The 17,944-nt window shown below is 70.5% G+C and carries 16 protein-coding genes; 9 read left to right on the forward strand and 7 right to left on the reverse strand.

Annotated elements, in window-relative coordinates; translation table 11 throughout:
- Positions 1-160: 160 nt before the first annotated feature.
- Positions 161-787, reverse strand: coding sequence for a GntR family transcriptional regulator (locus BM041_RS23360; RefSeq protein ID WP_092962327.1), 627 nt, complete (start codon positions 785-787; stop codon positions 161-163).
- 86 nt (positions 788-873) lie between these two features.
- On the opposite strand from BM041_RS23360, the gene BM041_RS23365 reads away from it, so the two are divergent.
- Genes BM041_RS23365 through BM041_RS23405 form a run of 9 tightly spaced genes read left to right on the forward strand, consistent with a single transcriptional unit; the run spans position 874 to position 11,557 of the window.
- Entirely contained in the window at positions 874-2,940 is a 2,067-nt protein-coding gene (locus tag BM041_RS23365; RefSeq protein ID WP_092962328.1) for a hydantoinase/oxoprolinase family protein, read from the forward strand.
- Complete coding sequence (locus BM041_RS23370; RefSeq protein WP_092962329.1) at positions 2,937-4,571, forward strand: hydantoinase B/oxoprolinase family protein; 1,635 nt, start codon at positions 2,937-2,939, stop codon at positions 4,569-4,571. The genes BM041_RS23365 and BM041_RS23370 overlap by 4 nt, the downstream gene beginning before the upstream one ends.
- Positions 4,571-5,491 (forward strand): ABC transporter permease, encoded by a 921-nt coding sequence (locus BM041_RS23375; RefSeq protein WP_092962330.1) that lies wholly within the window; start codon positions 4,571-4,573, stop codon positions 5,489-5,491. Before BM041_RS23370 ends, BM041_RS23375 begins: the two co-directional genes overlap by 1 nt.
- Positions 5,488-6,345, forward strand: coding sequence for an ABC transporter permease (locus BM041_RS23380; RefSeq protein ID WP_092962331.1), 858 nt, complete (start codon positions 5,488-5,490; stop codon positions 6,343-6,345). Before BM041_RS23375 ends, BM041_RS23380 begins: the two co-directional genes overlap by 4 nt.
- Positions 6,345-7,334, forward strand: a complete 990-nt coding sequence (locus tag BM041_RS23385) for an ABC transporter ATP-binding protein (protein WP_092962332.1) — start codon at positions 6,345-6,347, stop codon at positions 7,332-7,334. The genes BM041_RS23380 and BM041_RS23385 overlap by 1 nt, the downstream gene beginning before the upstream one ends.
- Entirely contained in the window at positions 7,331-8,233 is a 903-nt protein-coding gene (locus BM041_RS23390; protein ID WP_092962333.1) for an ABC transporter ATP-binding protein, read from the forward strand. The genes BM041_RS23385 and BM041_RS23390 overlap by 4 nt, the downstream gene beginning before the upstream one ends.
- Positions 8,230-9,207: a uroporphyrinogen decarboxylase family protein gene (locus BM041_RS23395; RefSeq protein ID WP_092962334.1), complete on the forward strand. Its 978-nt coding sequence runs from the start codon at positions 8,230-8,232 to the stop codon at positions 9,205-9,207. The genes BM041_RS23390 and BM041_RS23395 overlap by 4 nt, the downstream gene beginning before the upstream one ends.
- On the forward strand, positions 9,204-10,052 hold the full coding sequence (locus BM041_RS23400; RefSeq protein WP_092962335.1) for an alpha/beta fold hydrolase: 849 nt from the start codon (positions 9,204-9,206) through the stop codon (positions 10,050-10,052). Before BM041_RS23395 ends, BM041_RS23400 begins: the two co-directional genes overlap by 4 nt.
- Complete coding sequence (locus BM041_RS23405; protein WP_092962336.1) at positions 10,049-11,557, forward strand: ABC transporter substrate-binding protein; 1,509 nt, start codon at positions 10,049-10,051, stop codon at positions 11,555-11,557. Before BM041_RS23400 ends, BM041_RS23405 begins: the two co-directional genes overlap by 4 nt.
- A 47-nt stretch (positions 11,558-11,604) precedes the next feature.
- Here BM041_RS23405 and BM041_RS23410 read toward each other — a convergent pair whose 3' ends face one another.
- The 6 genes from BM041_RS23410 to BM041_RS23435 are packed head-to-tail and all read right to left on the reverse strand — an operon-like array spanning position 11,605 to position 17,878.
- Complete coding sequence (locus tag BM041_RS23410) at positions 11,605-12,582, reverse strand: Bug family tripartite tricarboxylate transporter substrate binding protein (protein ID WP_092962337.1); 978 nt, start codon at positions 12,580-12,582, stop codon at positions 11,605-11,607.
- Between the two features lie 25 nt (positions 12,583-12,607).
- Positions 12,608-13,777, reverse strand: a complete 1,170-nt coding sequence (locus BM041_RS23415; RefSeq protein WP_092962338.1) for a sialidase family protein — start codon at positions 13,775-13,777, stop codon at positions 12,608-12,610.
- 12 nt (positions 13,778-13,789) lie between these two features.
- On the reverse strand, positions 13,790-14,920 hold the full coding sequence (locus BM041_RS23420) for an iron-containing alcohol dehydrogenase (RefSeq protein ID WP_092962339.1): 1,131 nt from the start codon (positions 14,918-14,920) through the stop codon (positions 13,790-13,792).
- Positions 14,917-15,936 carry a 4-hydroxythreonine-4-phosphate dehydrogenase PdxA gene (pdxA, locus tag BM041_RS23425; protein ID WP_092962340.1) on the reverse strand — a complete coding sequence of 340 codons (1,020 nt, stop codon included), beginning with the start codon at positions 15,934-15,936 and terminating at the stop codon, positions 14,917-14,919. The genes BM041_RS23420 and pdxA overlap by 4 nt, the downstream gene beginning before the upstream one ends.
- Positions 15,933-17,015, reverse strand: a complete 1,083-nt coding sequence (locus BM041_RS23430) for a four-carbon acid sugar kinase family protein (RefSeq protein ID WP_092962341.1) — start codon at positions 17,013-17,015, stop codon at positions 15,933-15,935. Before BM041_RS23430 ends, pdxA begins: the two co-directional genes overlap by 4 nt.
- Positions 17,015-17,878: an IclR family transcriptional regulator gene (locus BM041_RS23435; protein ID WP_245762237.1), complete on the reverse strand. Its 864-nt coding sequence runs from the start codon at positions 17,876-17,878 to the stop codon at positions 17,015-17,017. The genes BM041_RS23430 and BM041_RS23435 overlap by 1 nt, the downstream gene beginning before the upstream one ends.
- Positions 17,879-17,944 lie beyond the last annotated feature (66 nt).

Genomic DNA, 17,944 nt, shown 5'->3' on the forward strand with positions numbered 1-17,944 from the left:
GCCGGTGATGGGAGGGGCGCCGCGCGACCGCGTGTTGCCGCGCGCGCGGAGCCCCTCCCATCACCGGCCAATAACCCCGCGGTCCAGGGTCCCGCTGGACCCTGGCGCGGGTGAGGTCCGGAGAGGGGCGCGCAGCCCCTCTCCGGGAAAGCGCCACGCCCTACGGCGCCCCGGGGCTCAAATTGTGCTCCCGCATCACCTGCTGGAGGGCCGGCAGGTCGCGCGCGCGGACCAGGCGGATGATGGCGAAGTGGTGGTCGGCACCGCGGCGAAGCAAATCCATCGTGTTGCGGCGGCGGATCACGGCGGCGGGGACGCGGGCGCGGAGATCGAAGAGCAGGTCCACCATTTCGCGGTTCGGGCAGGGGGCGAGCATGGTGGTGTGGAAGGCGATATTCGCGGCTTCCTGATCCTCCACCGTGCCGGCTTCGAGCGCCCTGGCGAAGGCTTCGGCGTGAAGCTGCATGGTGGCAAGGGCGGCGTCGTCCAGCCGGTCGATCACCAGCGCGGCGGCGGCCACTTCCAGCACGGCGCGGGTTTCCATCACCTGGGCGACGCGGGCGGGGTCGAAATCCTCCACCTGGTAGCCGCGGCGGGCGATGTGGCGGACCAGGCGCTTTTCCACCAGGCGGTCCAGCGCCTGGCGGATATCGAGCCTCGTCGCGTTGTAGGCGGCTTCCAGGTCGATCTGCCGCAGCCAGGACCCGGCGCCGAGGCGACCGAGATGGATGTCCGTTTCCAGCAGGCGGACGAGGTCACGCGTGCGGGCGGGGGCGGCGGCCTGCATCACGGTTTCTCCTGACGGGATTGGACGGTTGACCCTATGGCGCCGATCATGGCATCAAAATTGGCGCCAATCCAGAAGGACGCGGCATGAGCCTTTCCCCCCGGCTTCGCATCGGCGTGGATTCCGGCGGCACCTTCACGGATGTCTGCCTGTGGGATGGCGCGTCGGGGCGGCTGGCGGTCTGGAAGGTCAGCAGCACGCCGGGCGATCCCAGCGAGGGCATCGCGACAGGCATCGGCCAGGCGCTGGCGGAGGCCGGGCGGGCGGGGGCGGAGGTCGCCTATTTCGGCCATGGCACCACGGTCGCGACCAATGCGCTGATCGAGGGGCGGGGCGCGCGGACGGGGATGGTGACGACCCGGGGCTTTCGCGACGTGATCGAGATCCGCCGCCAGATGCGCCCGGCGCTCTATGACCTCCAGGCCCGGAAGCCGGAGCCGCCGGCGCCGCGCGACCTGCGGCTGGAGGTGTCGGAGCGGCTGCGCTTCGACGGCAGCGTCGAGACGGCGCTGGATGAGGACGAGGCGCGGGCAGCCGTGCGGCGGCTGCGGGATGCGGGGGTGGAGGCGGTCTCCATCTGCTTCCTCTTCGGCTACCTGGCGCCGGCGCACGAAGCCCTGGTGGCGCGGCTGGTCGGGGAGGAAATGCCGGGTGCCTTCGTCAGCACCTCCCACCAGGTGGCGCCGGAATTTCGCGAGTATGAGCGGTTCTCCACCACGACCGTGAATGCGGCGCTGGGGCCGGTGATGCGGGGCTATCTCGGGCGGCTCGCGCCGCGGCTGGCGGCGATGGGCGTGGCGGCCACGCCGCATCTGACGCAGAGCAATGGCGGGGTGATCTCGGCGGAGGCGGCGTCCCGCTTCCCGGTGCGGACGGTGCTGTCGGGGCCGGCGGCGGGGGTGACGGGGGCGCTGGCCATCGGGCGCGCGGCCGGGGTGCCGGGGATCATCACCTTCGACATGGGGGGCACCTCCTCCGACGTCGCGCTGATCGATGGCGGGCGGCCGCGCATGGCGGTGGATGTGGCGGTGCATGGCAATCCGCTGCGGGTGCCGATGCTGGATATCCACACCGTGGGCGCGGGCGGCGGCTCCATCGCGTTTGTCGATAGCGGCGGGCTGCTGAAGGTGGGGCCGCGCAGCGCGGGGGCCTTGCCGGGGCCGGTCTGCTACGGCCTGGGGAACGGGGAGCCGACGGTCACGGATGCGAACCTCGTGCTGGGCGTGCTGAACCCCACGCATCTGCTGGGCGGGCGCATGGCGATCGATCGCGGGCGGGCGGAGGCGGCCATCACGCGGCTCGGCGCGCGGATCGGGCTGGATGCGATGCGGACGGCGCAGGGCATCATCAGCGTCGTCACCGCCAATATGGCGAAGGCGATCCGCGTGATCTCCGTGGAGCGCGGCTATGATCCGCGCGACTACGTGCTGATGGCCTTCGGCGGCGCAGGGCCGCTGCATGCGGCGCGGCTGGCGCGGGAGCTGGGCATGGCGCGGGTGCTGGTGCCTCGCAATCCGGGCATCCTGTGTGCCATGGGGCTGCTGCTGAGCGATCTGCGCACGCATCTCTCCGCCGGGCGAATGCTGCCGCTGTCGGCCGAGGGGCTGGCGGGGCTGCGGGAGGGCTTTGCCGGGTTGGAATCGCAGGCCGCGTCCTGGTTCGCCGATGAAGGGATTGCCGAGGCGGATCGCGCCACGGCGCGCGCCATCGACCTGCGCTATGAAGGCCAGGGGCATGAGCTGATGGTGGATTGCCCCGACGGCCCGTTGGACGATGCCGCGCTGGCCGAGGTGACGCGGCGCTTCGAGGCGGCGCACAAGCAGGTCTATGGCTATGCCTCCCCGGAGGAGCCGATCCGCGTGGTGACCCTGCGGCTGGAGGCGACGGGCCGCGTGCCGAAGGCCGATATCGCAGCGCACCCGCTGGCGACGACGGATGCGGCGGAGAGCATCATCGGCACGCGTCAGGTCTGGCTGCCGGAAGCGGGCGCCGTGGTCCCCTGCCCGCTGCATGACCGCGCGCGGCTCGGCCCCGGGCATCGCGTGGCCGGGCCCGCGGTGATCGAACAGATGGACAGCACCACGCTCCTGCTGCCGGGGCAGATCGCGACCGTCGATCCCTGGCTGAACCTGATGGTGGAGGAAGCGGCGTGAACGCCCCCGTCGATCCCATCACGGTCGAGGTGATCGGCAGCGCGCTCTCCACCATCGTGGAGGAGATGGGCAAGGCCATCATCCGCGCCGCCTATTCCGCCAACATCAAGGAACGCCGCGACTGCTCCGCCGCGCTGTTCGACACCGAAGGGCGCATCATCGCACAGGCGGAGCAGATCCCGCTGCATCTGGGATCGCTGCTCGGCATCGCGGATCGCGTGCTGGGCAGCACGGATCTGGCCGCGATCCAGCCCGGCGACGTCTTCATCGGCAATGACGCGCATACCGGCGGCGGCACCCACCTCAACGACATCGTCTTCCTGGAGCCGGTCTTCGTGCAGGCTGCGTTGGTCGCCTGGGTGGCGAACCTCGCGCATCACTCGGATTTCGTCGATCGCGGCCACGCCCACATCTTCCAGGAAGGGCTGCGCATCCCGCCCATCCGCCTCTATCGCGCCGGCGTGTTGCAGCAGGATGTGCTGGACCTCGTGCTGCTGAACTGCCAGGTGCCGCGGGAGCGGGTGAATGATTTCCGCGCGCAGATGGCGGCGAACCGCCTCGGCGTGCAGCGCTACCAGGCGCTGGCCGCGCGCTACGGCGTGGCGGTGCTGCACCAGGCGACGCGCGACCTGCTGGACTATGCGGAGCGCAAGACCCGCGCCGGCATCGCCGCCATCCCCGACGGACGCTACGCCTTCCAGGCGCCCTTCGACACCAGCCTGTGGCCGGACCTGCTGCATCTGGCGGTCGCGATCGAGGTCGCCGGCGACGAGATCCGCTTCGACTTCGCGGGCAATCCGGCGCAGACGCGGTCGGGCCTCAACATGGTGTTCACCGCCTTGCAGGCGACGGTCTACTACGTCGTGAAGACGCTGCTGGACCAGGACACACCCGCCAATGCGGGTTTTCATCGGCCGATCCGGATCAGCGCGCCCGCGGGCTCCATCGTCAATGCGCTGCCGCCCGCTGCCGTCTACAGCCGACACGACGTGGCGCAGCGGCTGGTCGATATGTGCTTCGCGGCGCTGGCGGAGGCGATCCCGGATCGCGTGCCCGCGGCCTCCACCGGCGTGACGGTACTGACGATGAGCGGCACGCATCCCCGCACCGGCCGCTACTACGTCTACAATGAAAGCATGGGCGGCGGCTTCGGCGCGCGGGCGGGGCAGGACGGGATGGATGGCGTCCACGTCCACACCACCAACTCCGCCAATATCCCGGTGGAGGCGCTGGAATCCGAACAGCCCGTGATGGTCGAGGCCTATGAGTTGGTCCGCGACAGCGGCGGCCCCGGGCGTTTCCGCGGCGGCATGGGCATCCGGCGCCGCGTGCGCGCGGTGGGGCATGAGGCGACGGTCAACCTCGGCGGCCCCTGCAACATCGTCCCGGCCTGGGGGCTGGAAGGCGGGCTGCCCGGCGGGCTGGCGCGCGTCGAACTCTCCGCGGGCGTCGCCGCGCTGAAGCGGCGGGACGGGTTGATCCCGGATGGCGGGTCGGGCGCGGCCGTGACCTCCGGCGGCGGCGGCCGCGGCGATCCGCGCCTGCGGGATCGCGATGCGGTGCGGCGTGACTTGCGGGAGGACCGCATCAGCGCGGAAGCCGCGCGCAGCATCTACGGGCTGGAGGATTGATGGGGCGCTTCCTCCTCTCCCGCCTCGGTGACGGGATCGTGGCGATCTGGGGCGTGGTGACGATCGTCTTCGTCGTCTCCCGCCTGCTGGGCGATCCTGCGATCCTGCTGCTGCCCGTGGGCGCCACGGAGGAACAGCTCCAGGCGCTGCGCGCGGGGCTCGGGCTCGATCGGCCGATCTGGGAGCAGTACGTCACCTTCCTAGGCGGGGCGCTGCGTGGCGACTTCGGACAATCCTTCCAGTTCATGCGCCCTGCCCTGTCCGTGGTGCTGGAACGGATGCCGGCGACGATGGCGCTGGCGGGATCGGCGCTGCTGGTGGGCGTGGTGCTCGGCTGTGTCGCGGGATCGATGGCGGCGCTGTTCCGCGGCACCATCGTGGAAGGCGTGGTGATGCTGCTGGCGCTGCTGGGCCAGGCGACGCCGGTCTTCTGGCTAGGGCTGCTGCTGATCCTGCTCTTCGCCGTCGATCTCGGCCTGCTCCCGACCGGCGGCTATGACGGGCCGATGAGCCTGGTGCTGCCAGCGCTGACGCTCGGCACCTTCACCACCGCCAGCATCGCGCGGCTGCTGCGATCCGGCATGCTGGATGTGATGAAGGACGACCATGTGCGCACGGCGCGTGCCAAGGGGCTGCTGCCGGGCACGGTGTTCCTGTGGCACATCGCGCGCAATTCGCTGATCCCCGTCGTCACCATGGTCGGGATCCTGGCCGGTGAGCTGCTCGGCGGATCGGTGGTGACGGAGACGGTCTTCTCCTGGCCCGGGGTCGGGCGCCTGATCGTGCAGGCGATGGAGGCGAAGGATTTTCCCGTGGTGCAGGCGGGGGTGATGGTGATCGCCACCATCTTCGTCGTCATCAACCTCTTCGTCGACCTGCTCTACGGGCTGCTCGACCCGCGCATCCGGGCACGGCGATGAGGGCGGTGTGGCAGGCGCTGACGCGCCGTTCCGGATGGCTGGGCCTGTTCGGCGCCACGCTGCTGGTCGTGCTGGTGCTGCTGGCGCTGTTCGGACCATGGCTGGACCTGCCCGACCCCACGCGGACGAATCTCCGCGCGCGCATGGTGGGGCCGACCATCACCTGGTTCAGCCTGGGCGCGCATCCGCTGGGCACGGACCAGCTGGGGCGGGACATCCTGTCCCGCATTGTGGCGGGCAGCCGCGTGACCTTGATGGTGGCGGGCGCGGCCGTGCTGCTGGGGGGCGTGCTGGGCACGCTGCTCGGCCTGATATCCGGCTATTTCGGCGGCTGGGTGGATCGCATCCTCATGCGGCTGGTGGATATCCAGCTCGCGCTGCCGCTGATGCTGCTGGCGCTGATGGTGGTGGCGGCGCTGGGGCCGAGCCTGCGGAACCTGATCGGCGTGCTCGCCCTGGTGTCCTGGGTCCGCTACGCGCGCATCGTGCGCGGCCAGGTGCTGGCGGTGCGGGAACGGGAATTCGTGCAGAGCGCGCGGGCCATCGGTGCCTCACATTCCCGCATCATCCTGCGCCACATCCTGCCGAATGTGCTGACGCCGGCGCTGGTGGTGGCGACGCTGGAACTGGCGCGGGTGATCGTGCTGGAGGCGGGGCTTTCGTTCCTGGGCCTCGGCATCCAGCCACCCGATCCATCCTGGGGACGGATGCTGGCGGATGGGCGGACCTACATCTCATCCGCCTGGTGGATCATCACCTTCCCGGGCCTGGCGCTGATGCTGACGGTGCTGGCGGTGAACCTGCTGGGCGACTGGCTGCGGGACTTCTTCGACCCGCGACTGGCGGTGCGGTGATGGCGCTGCTGGCGATCGAGGGTCTGTCGGTCGGCTTCGCGCGGGAAGGCCGCTTCGCCCGCGTCATCCCTGACCTGACCTACAGCGTCGAGGCGGGCGAGACGCTCGGCATCGTCGGCGAAAGCGGCAGCGGCAAAAGCGTGCATGCGCTGGCGCTGCTGGGCCTGCTGCCGCAGCCGCCGGGCCGCATCCTGGGCGGGCGGGCGGTGTTCGACGGGCATGACCTGCTGGCGATGCCGGAGGCGCGGCTGCGGGACCTTCGCGGCGGGCGCATCGGCATGATCTTCCAGGACCCGATGACGGCGCTGAACCCGGTGCTGACCATCGGGCGGCAGATCGCGGAACCGCTGATCCGTCACAAGGCGATGTCCATGCGCCAGGCACTGGACCGCGCCACGGATCTGCTGGCGCTGGTCGGCATCCGCGATGGCGCGCGGCGCCTGTCGCAATACCCGCATGAATTCAGCGGCGGCATGCGCCAGCGCGTGATGATCGCCATCGCGATTTCCTGCGAACCCGCCTTGCTGATCGCGGATGAGCCGACCACGGCGCTGGACGTGACGGTGCAGGGGCAGATTCTCGACCTGATGGCGGAACTGCGGGACCGGCTGCGCATGACGATGGTCTGGATCACGCATGACATGGGCGTCGTGGCCGGCATCGCCGATACGATCCAGGTGATGTATGCCGGCCGCATCATGGAACGCGGCCCCGTCAATGCCGTCTTCGCCAGCCCGCGCAGCGCCTATACCTACGGGCTGCTGCAATCCCTGCCGCATGGCGCGCGGCCGCCGGGCGGGCGGTTGATGCAGATTCCCGGCGCGCCGCCTGACATGTTCGCGCCAACACCCGGCGATCCCTTCGCCCCCCGCAACCCCTTCGCCACGCCCCGCTGCCATCGCGAAGCGCCACCGCTGCGCGCGGTGGAGGACAGCGTCGCAGGCCATATGGTGGCGGCCTGGTACGATCTGCCGAGGCTGCTGGCATGACCGCACCGCTGCTCCGCGTCAAAGGTCTGCGCCGCCACTACGCCAGTGGCGGCGGGTTGTTCGGCCGCGCGCGCTACGTGACGCGCGCCGTCGATGATGTCTCCTTTGCCGTGATGCCCGGGGAGACGCTGGGCCTCGTCGGGGAGAGCGGCAGCGGTAAGAGCACGACAGGCCGCCTGGTGATGGGGCTGGAGGAGCCGGATGCCGGCCGCGTCGTCTTCGACGGCACCGACCTGACATCGCTGTCTGCGTCACGACGCAAGCCGTTCCGCCAGCGCATGCAGATCGTCTTCCAGGACCCCTATGCCGCGCTGAACCCGCGCATGCGCGTCGGCGACTTCGTGGAGGAACCGCTGCTGGTGCACGGGGTGGAGGCCGGTCCGGATCGCGTCGCGGCGCTGTTCCGCACTGTCGGCCTCGATCCCGCCTTCATGCAGCGCTACCCGCATGAATTCAGCGGCGGCCAGCGCCAGCGCATCGGCATCGCGCGCGCCATCGCGCTGCGGCCGCAATTCCTGGTGGCGGATGAACCCATCACGGCGCTCGATGTCTCGATCCAGGCGCAGATCGTGAACCTGTTCCAGGACCTCCAGGAAAGCATGGGCCTGGCGCTGCTGTTCATCGCGCATGACCTCTCGATGGTGCGCTATTTGTGTTCGCGCGTGGCGGTGATGCTGCGCGGACGGATCGTGGAGATGGGGCCGACCGAGGCGGTGTTCGGGGATGCGCGGCATCCCTACACGAAGGCGCTGCTTTCCGCGGTGCCGATCCCGGATCCGGCACAGGAACGCGGCCGCCGGAGGCTGGCCTTCGATGCCGGCGGCTATGTCTTCCCGCCGGATGCTGCGCTGCGCGATACCGGCGATGGCCATTACGTCCTGATGGGAGAAGCGGCATGACTCCGGCCGATCTGGTACGCGCCACCATCGCGGGGGAGAGCACGCCCCGCCCGGCCTTCTCCTTCTGGACGCATTTCCCGGGCATCGACCTCGACCCCGATGCCATCGCGCGGGAGACGGTGGCCTTCACCCGCGCCACCGGCGCGGATTTCGTGAAATCCATGCCGAACGGCCTCTATGTCGTGGAGGATTGGGGCGTCCGCGCGGACTATTCGGAGATCGCGGCGGGCGGCGTCGCGAAGGTGACGGCGAGCCCGATCCAGGCGCCGGAGGATTGGACGCGCGTGAAGCGCCTGGACCCCACGGCCGGCGTGCTGGGGCGCGAATTGCGGCATCTGGGGCTGCTGGTGGCGGCGCTGGGGCCGGCGGTGCCGGTCCTCGCCACCGTCTTCTCCCCCGTCACCATCGCCAAGAAGCTGATCGGCGGCAACGGCTTCGCGACCCATCTGCGCGATCATCCCGCGCTGGTGCAGGCGGCGATGGCGGAGATGGCGGAAACCACCGCCGCCTTCTCCCGCGCCGCCATCGCGCTGGGCTGCGCGGGCGTCTTCTTCGCGGTGCAGGACGCGACCAGCACGGTCGGCGCCGAGGCCTATCGCCGCGACTTCCTGGCGCATGACCTGGCGGCGCTGGAAGGCGCGAAGGCGGGCTGGTTCAACGCCGTGCACATGCATGGGGACGACATCCTCTTCGACCTGCTCAGCGAACTCCCCGTGCCCGTGCTGAACTGGCATGTCGGGGAGACCGCGCCCTCCATCGCGCAATACCGCGCGGCGGGCGGGCGGAAGCCGATCCTGGGCGGGCTGCGCCGCACGCCGATCACCCAGGGCGACATGGCCGCGATCGAGGACGACCTGGCCGCGATCCGCGCCAGCGGGAATGGCGTGCTGATCTCGCCAGGCTGCGTCATCCGCCATCCCGTCGATACCGCGCTGCTGGCGCGGATCGGCGCGCGCATCCGGGGGGAGGCATGAAGCGCGTCCCCATCGCCGGCGCCGAGCTCCTCGTCGAGGATATCGGCGAGGCGAAGCGCGGCACCATCATCCTGGTGCATGGCGGCCGCGGCATCGGCGACCATGCGGGGGAGATGGCGGCCTACCGACCGCTCTCCGACGAATACCGCGTGATCGCCTATGACCAGCGCGGCTGCGGGCAATCATCCCTGACGCCGCCCTTCACCTTCGACCGCCTGGCGGATGATCTGGAGGCGTTGCGCGCCACGCTGGTCGGCGCGCCCTGCATCATCCAGGGCGGCAGCTTCGGCGGCATGATCGCGCTGACCCATGCGCTGCGCCACCCCGGCAGCGCCACGCACCTGATCCTCCGCGGCACGGCGCCGAGCCACCATCACGAGGCCGAGGCAATCGCCAACATCAAGGCGCGGCTGCACAAGGCGACCAGCGCGTCGGTCCGCATGGTGGAGAAGATGTTCTCCGACCAGGTAGTGGACGATATGGAACTGCGGCTGATCTGGGCGGCGCTGCAGCCGCTCTACTACGAGCGGTTCGATCCCGATGCCTCCCTGGAGCGCACGCGGACCATGTCCTTCCATGCGAAGACGCATAACGACCTCTTCGCGGAGAAGGATTACGACCTGCGCCCCCGGCTCCCGGAGATCGCCATTCCCACCCTGGTCGTGTGTGGCGCGGCGGACTGGATATGTCCGCCATCCCAGTCCAGGCTGATCGCGGAAGCGGTGCCGAAGGCCGAGCTGTTCATGGTCGAGGGCGCCAATCATTCGGTGCATGTGGAGGCGCAGGACGCGGTGCTGGCACGCATCCGGCGCTTCCTTTCGGAACATGAGGAGAGGCAGGCATGACGGGCATCCCATTCGCGCGCCGCGCGGCGCTGGCGGCACTGCTGGCCACGGGCCTTGCGGGGCAGGCGCTGGCGCAGCCGCGCAACCTGACCATCGCGCTGTCCACCAATGTGAACACGCTGGATCCGCACAACACGACGACGATCGGCACCGATCTGTCCGTCATCTCCCACATCCACATGGCGCTGCTGGTGCGCGGGCCGGACATGAAGCTGCAGCCGCAACTCGCCACCGAATGGCGCGCCGTGGACGATACCACGTGGCGCTTCACGCTGCGCAGCGGCGTCACCTTCTCGAACGGGGAGGCGCTGGACGCAGAGGCGGTGAAGTGGAACCTCGAGCGGGTGATGAACCCCGCCAATAATGCGCGGGTGCGGCCCTGGTTCGCGCTGGTGTCGGAGGTTTCCGTCATCTCGCCGACCGAGATCGAGGTGAAGACGCGCAGCCCCTATCCTGCGCTGGCCGACCAGCTCTCCACCTTCTTCCTGCTCCCGCCGCGCTGGACGCAGTCGAACAACCCGGCCAATTCAGCGGTCGGCGCCGGGCCCTATGAGCTGCGGCAATTCACCAGCGGCGACCGCGCCGTGCTCCAGGCCCGCGCGGGCTGGACGGGCGATCGCCCGGCCTTCGACACCGTGACCTTCCGCGTGATTCCGGAGGCCGGCGCCCGCATCGCCGCGCTGATGGCCGGCGAGGTCGACCTCATCACCGGCGTGCCGCCGAGCGAGATGCGGCGCATCGACCAGTCCGGCCGCGCGCGCAGCGGGCATGTCGATTCCATCCGCAGCGTCTTCGTGAAGTACAATCTGCTGACGCCACCCTTCCGCGACAGTCGTCCTCTGCGCCAGGCGCTGAACGCCGCCGTGGACCGGGAGGCGATCCGGGACGCGATCTGGAACGGCATCGGCAGCGTCTCCACCTGCCAGGTCCTGACCCCCGCCTATTTCGGCTACAATGAATCCCTCCGCGCGCCGACCTACGACCCCGCCCGCGCGCGGCGCCTGTTGCAGGAAGCGGGTGTGCGGCCGGGGCAGCTGACCATCGAGTTCGAGGTGCCGATCGGCCCCTATCTGCTCGCGCAGGAAATCACCCAGGCGGTGGCGGCGCAGCTGGAGGAAGTCGGTGTCCGCACGCGGATCGTCGAGATGGAGTTCGGCGCCTGGATGAACAAGTATCTCCGCGCGCCGACCATGGGGCAGATGGCCTATCTCTCGCAGGCCTGGCCGACGCTGGATGCGGATGGGCTGCTGGCGCTGTTCGAAAGCGGCAGCCCCTATGCCTACTGGAACGACGAGCCCTTCACCACGCTGCTGCGCCAGGCGCGGCAGACGACGGATGCGGCACGGCGGCGCGCGATCTATGCGCAGGCCACGCAGCGGATGTGCGAGGAATCGCCGGTGCTGTTCCTGTTCACCCAGCCCGTGACCTACGCCACCTCCAACCGCGTCACCTGGCGGGCACGGGGCGATGACTGGGTGCGGGCGGGCGACATCGCGCCACGCTGATCCGGCGGGACCGGTGCGCCATGGCGCGCCGGCCCCGGCGGCGAAGGCTATTCCGGCTGGTAGTTCACGCTGCGGAGGAGCTCCGTGGCGCGGCTGATTTCGTTACGGATGAAGGCCTTGGTCTGGTCGATGCTCTCCGTCACCGGCTCCAGCACCTGGCTCGTGAGGCGCGAGACGATGGCGGGGTCGCGCATCGTCTCCTGCATCAGCGCGTTCACCCGGCCGCAGATCTCCTGCGACGTGCCCTTCGGCGCCCAGGAGGCATACCAGGACTGGAATTCGTAGCCGGGCAGCCCGGCCTCCGCCATCGTCGGCACGGTGGGCGCCAACGGGGAACGCTCGGCAGCGGCGATGCCGAGGGCACGGACGCGCCCATCGCCCGTCGCCGGCAGCAGCGCGAAGGACGGGTCGATGAGGAGCTGCGTGCTGCCGCCCATCAGATCCGTCAGCGCGGGCTGCGTGCCGCGATAGGCCACCATGTCGAGATTGGCGCCGGTGCGGCGGTTGAACTCGATGGTGGCGAGGTGCCCGGCGGAGCCGAGCGAGGAGATGGCGATGTTCCAGTCCCGCGGATTGGCCTTGGCCGCGGCGACGACCTCGGCGACCGTGCGCTGCGGGCGTGCACCGCTCATCACCATCACCAGCGGCGCGCGGGCGACGCGGGCCATCACTTCCAGGTCGCGCTCGGGGTCGAAATTGGCCCCGCGGAGGACCAGCGGCATGACCGCCGTGTTGAAGGCGGAGGCGAGGAGCGTGTAGCCATCCGGCGCCGCGGACAGCACTTCGCGCGTGCCGACCAGGCCGGCGCCGCCGGTGCGGTTTTCCGCGATCGCGGTCGCGCCCAGCTTCTCCTGCAGCTTCTGCGCCAGCAGGCGGGCCAGCGCATCATTCGCCGCGCCGGGCGGCCAGGGGCACACCACGCGGATGGTGCGGCCATGCGGCCAGGCGGCCTGGGCATGGACAACGGGGGCGGCGAGCAGGCCGAGGCCGCCGGCGGCGGACTGGATCAGGGTACGGCGAAGCATTGGTTTGTTCCTCCTTCTCGGGTTGTCAGCCACGCACCCAGTCGAGTGGGACGTGGACGTATTTGATGGCCTGGCGCCAATAGGTGTAGGCGATGTGCAGCGACCCATCGGCGGCCTGGCGGAGCGAGGGGTAGCTGAACTCCCGGTTCAGCCTCTCCTTCGAATTGTTCGTCATGCAGAAGCCATCGCCGGTTTCGAGGTTGCGGCGATGCGGCCAGGTGAGGCCGCCATCGTCGCTCACCGCCAGGGTCATCGGCGCGCGCGGCGCGCCCCAGAAGGCGCTGCGGCCTTCCGTGGGCGGCGCCACCGGGGCCTCCATGTCGCCGATGTCGTCATAAAGCGACACCCGGCGATCCGTCGCATTCTTCGCGCTGCTGTCGTTGAACAGGATGGCGATGCCGCCATCGGCCAGGCGGATCGCCTGGATGGAGGAGTTGTTGTTGGGCAGCGTCGTGGGCTGCGGCGCCGTCCATGTGCGGCCGCCATCCTGGGACGTGCTGCGGTACACCCAGTCGGCCCAGCGGCTGCGGTAGAACGCCACCAGCGTGCCGTCCTGCATGTCCAGGATGCACATGTGGCAGGTGCCGGTGCTGTCGGGCACCGCGTGTTCCGTCCAGGTCCTGCCCTGATCGGCGGAGAGCATGACGGAGGAGGTGTCGAGGTCACCCGTCCAGGCGCCGGCGGGCGGCTTGGTGCAGCGCCAGATCGGCAGCAGCCAATTGCCTTCCGACGTCACGATGATGGGCTGGCGGATGAAGGTGCCGAAGCCCGGCTGCTCCCCGATCATCGTCTCGATCGGGCCCCAGGTCGCGCCGCCATCCCGGCTGATGCGGCGGCGGATCATCGCCGTGTCCTGGTTGCCGCTGATCTGCGCGGTCCAGAGCAGCCAGAGCGAACCATCCGGCGCGGGGAAGAGCAGCGGGTTCTGTTCCGACCGCGTCGGGTCATCCGACAGTGTCTGTGTTTCGGACCACCGCGTGGCACCAGGCGCGAGGCGGGAGAAGCGGACCGAGATGTCCGGCACGCCTTCCTGGGTGCCGCCGAACCAGACGCAGCCGAGATCGCCGCCCGGCAATTCCATCAGGAAGGCGGCGTGGTTCTGCACGCAGGGCGTGGGGATGAAGCATTCCCTGCGCGCGGGATCGCCGGGGGCGGCGGCCAGAGTCTCGGGCTTGTCGATGATGCCGGTATCCATCGCGGCGGTTCCTCAGAAGGCGCGGCGGTAGATCGCGAGGATCTCCGCCGCACTGATGTCGCGGGGGTTGTTGTCCAGCAGGCGGCGGATGGCGTGGGCCTCGGTCGCCATCGACTCCAGCGCGGATTCGGGCACGCCGAGCGCGGAGAGGCGCATCTCGATCCCGAGCCTGGCGCAGAAGGCATGGGTGGATTCCCGCACGACACCTTCATCGCTGCTGGCGGGCAGGCCGAGCGCCTGCAGCACCAGCGCCGTCTTCTCCGCCATCACCGGCGCGTTGAAGGCCAGGGTATGCGGGAAGACCAGCGCGCAGGCATGGCCATGGGCGATGTGCTGGCGCGTGCCGAGCGGATAGGCCACGGCATGGCCCGCCGTGGTGTTCACCGGGCCGAGGCAATAGCCGCCATAGAGCGAGGCGAGCATGAGGCCAGCGCGGGCTTCCTTGTCGCTGCCATCGGCGACGGCACGCGCGAGGTAGCGGCCGACGAGGCGGATGCCCTCCAGCGCATAGAGGTCGATCAGCGGATGCGCGCGCCTGCTGGTGAAAGCCTCCACGCAATGCGCCATGGCATCGACGCCGGTGGCGGCGGTGACGGCGGGCGGCACGCTCATCGTGAGTTCCGCATCCACCACGGCCAGGTCGGCCAGCATGTGGCGGCTCTGCACCGCCAGCTTCTGCTCCGTCGCGGGATCGGTGACGAGGGAGCGCGTGCCGGCCTCGCTGCCCGTGCCGGCCGTGGTCGGCACCTGCACGAGCTTCACCTGGCGGCCCTTCACCTTCTCCGGCCCCACCACCTCATGCAGCGTCTGCCCGCTGCCCGGCAGCACGGCGACGAGCTTGGCGAGGTCAAGCGCGCTGCCGCCGCCGAAGCCGACGACCAGTTGTGGCTTCACCTGCTCCGCCATGGCGAGGGCGGCGTCGAGGTTCGGCAGGTCCGGCTCCGGCTTCACATGGCCGAAGACCGTGACTTCACCGGGCAGGCCCAGCACATCGACACGCTTCGCGTTGAAGCCGCCGCTGATGACGAGGGTGCGGGTGATGCCCTGCTCCCGCGCCCACTGCCCGACGATGCCGACGGTGCCGGCGCCGAATTCCAGCCGTGTCGGGCGCAGGATCTCGATGGGACGCAGAAGATCGGTCATTGGGGCGCTCCGGCCGCGAGTTGCTCGGCGTATTCGATGGCCTCGATCAGGCTGGTCTCGCTGGCGATGCCTTTGCCCGCGATGTCGAAGGCGGTGCCGTGGTCGACGGAGGTGCGGATCACCGGCAGGCCGAGCGTGACGTTCACGCCGGACAGCGCCTCCCACTTCCCCGTCTTCGGATCGACGTTGAAGCCGAGCAGCTTGACGGGGATGTGGCCCTGGTCGTGATACATCGCGACCACCGCATCATACTGGCCGGCGCGCAGCTTCACGAAGACGGTGTCGCCGGGGATGGGGCCGAGAACGTCCATGCCATCGGCGACGGCCTTCGCGATGGTGGGTTCCGTCACGTCGATGTCCTGGCGGCCGAACAACCCGCCCTCCCCCGCATGCGGGTTCAGCGCGGCGACGGCGATGCGGGGCTTCTGGATGCCGAGGCGCTTCAGCGCGCCATGCGTCAGGTCCAGCACGCGGCGGATGCGCTCGGGCGTCGCGCGCGGGGCCACTTCCTCCAGCGCGCAATGCGTCGTCACATGGCTGACGCGCATATTGCCATGGGCCAGCAGCATCACGCTGCCCTTCACGCCGGTGAGTTCCGCCAGCATCTCCGTATGGCCGGCATAGTGGTAGCCGGCGTTGTTCAGCGCCTCCTTGTTCAGCGGCGCGGTGACGATGGCGCCGACGCGGCCTTCCATCGCCAGCTTCACGCCCTGTTCGATGGCGAGATAGGCGAAGCGCCCGGCCTCCGCCGCCACCTGGCCCTGGATGATCGGGGCCTGTTCCTCGCCCGCCTGCAGGAAGGCCAGCGCCGGCCAGTGGCCATCGGCGGGGACATGCGGGATGGGCGGCGCGCCGGCGGCGGCGCGGGCCTGTTCCAGCGCCGTGCCGTGGCCGATGACAAGCAGCTTGAGGTCACCGGCGGCGATGCGCGGGGCCAGCGCCGTGCAGGCCTTGACGATGATCTCCGGCCCGATGCCGGCGGGGTCGCCCATGGTGATGGCGAGGTGGCGACTCATGCGGCTTCTGTTCCCGTCAGGATGCCGTTCGCCGCCAGCAGGTCGCGCCACAGCGCATCCCCGCCGAAGGCGCCGGATTTGGAGATGACCTCGACGCCGTCCCAGCGCCCGCCGAGCAGGCGGGACCGGGGCACGCCTGGGGCGAGCAGGCCGGTGGCTTCCAGCGCCGTCGCGCCCAGCGCCTCGCACAGCGCGCGCAGCGTCTCGCCCCCCGCCACGATCAGCGTGCCGGGACGCGGCAGCGCGGCCACCAGGCCGTGCAGCGCGGTGGCGATGTGGCGGGCGGCGGCGGCGCGGGGCGTGCCCTCAGGCAGGGTGAAGCCGGCCAGGGCGGCGCCCTCGGCCCGCATCAGGGCGGCCAGCCGCGCGGCGCTGTCGGCGCCCCCATCCGGCAGGCGCAGCGCCAGCGGCCCGCAGGCCGCCAATTGCCGCGCCGTGACGCCCTGGTCGGAGCCGAAAAGGCCCAGCACGGGGCCGCGCAGCATGGCGTCGCGCGTCGCGGGATGGCGTCTGGCCAGGGCGCCCGCCAGCCCGCCGCTGCCGCACCACAGCACCGGGCCTTCGGCGGCCAGGCCGCGGGCGACGATGCGCGCCAGGTCGCCATCGCGCTCCGCATCGCAGACCAGGATCCCATCGGGCAGCGCCCCGCTTTCGGGCAGCGGCCGCGCCGAGAGCCCTTCCTGCGCCAGCAGGGCGGGCAGCGCGGCGCGCGCGGACCAGCCGCCGGGTGCCTCGGCGTATTGCGTGCCGGCCCGCGTGATGCGTCCCATGGCCGGGAAGGCGGGTGCCAGCACCACATGGCGAAAGCCGTCGCGGCAGGCCGCGAGTTCGGCGATGGGATGGCCGCGCAGCAGGCTGTCCAGCTTCTTGAAGGCGATGGTGGCGCCGGCGAGCATCGGCGCCGCGGCCCGCAAGGCCACCAGCGCGGCGCCGCGCGTCGCTTCCCGCGTGCCGGTGTCGAGGGCGAGGCTGCCCGCCGCATCGCCATGCCAGGCCACGCGGACAGGACCGAAGAGGCCGGTGAACTCCGCCGCGCTGTCCAGCGCGCCGGTCAGGTCATCCGCCAGCAGGCGCAGCATCAGCGGCCGCCCCGCGCGACGCCGATGGCGCCGAGGGAAAGGCGCACGCCCTCCCCCAGCTCGGCCGCGATGCGCAGCGCCTGGGGCACGGCATCGGCCACGAAATCCGCGATGGGCGCTCGGCCCGCGGCGATGGTCATGCTGATTCCGGCGATGGGCCGGCCGCGCCCGTCCAGCACCGGCGCGGCCACGGTGCGAAGGCCATAGGCATTCTCCCCGTCGGAGACCGCATAGCCCTGGGCCCGCACCGCCGCGAGGCGCGCCAGCAGCGCATCGAGATCCGTGACCGTGCGTTCGGAGAGCATGAGGCGCGGCACGGCGGCGAGGTGTTCATGCTGCTCCGCCACCGGCAGCCAGGCCAGCATCGCCTGGCCAAGCGCGGTGGCATAGGCGCCGATCCGCGTGCCCGCGCGTCGCACCAGGCCATGGCGTTCGAGGCCGGCTTCCACGCGGGCGAGATAGACGACCTCCCCCTGTTCCAGCACGCCGAGGGAAGCCGCATCGGCATGGGCGGGCACGACCTCCTTCAACAAGGGCGTGGCGTGGCCGGGAAGATCATCGGCCGACAGCGCGGCGAAGCCGAGTTCCAGGCATTTCAGCGTGAGCCGGAAGCGCCGCGTGTCCGGCACCGCGCGGAGATGGCCGAGATCGGCGAGCGTATGCACGAGGCGATAGGCGGTGCCGCGATCCAGCCCGCTGCGCGACGCGACTTCCGCCAGAGTCTGCTCCGGATGGTCCGCGGTGAAGCTGCGCAGCACGGCGAAGACCTTGGCGACGGACTGCACCTGGTTCTTCGGGTTGTCCATGGCGCGCGCGGAGGCGCTGCGCATCGAGGCCCCGTTGCTGTCCTGCGCAAGGCTCATGCCCGGCGACGTCCCTTCCCCTTGATTATCGGATTCCGAACTTTTGTTCGGAACTGATGCTTAGGG

It is taken from the genome of Falsiroseomonas stagni DSM 19981 (assembly GCF_900114315.1).
Lineage (GTDB): Bacteria > Pseudomonadota > Alphaproteobacteria > Acetobacterales > Acetobacteraceae > Falsiroseomonas > Falsiroseomonas stagni.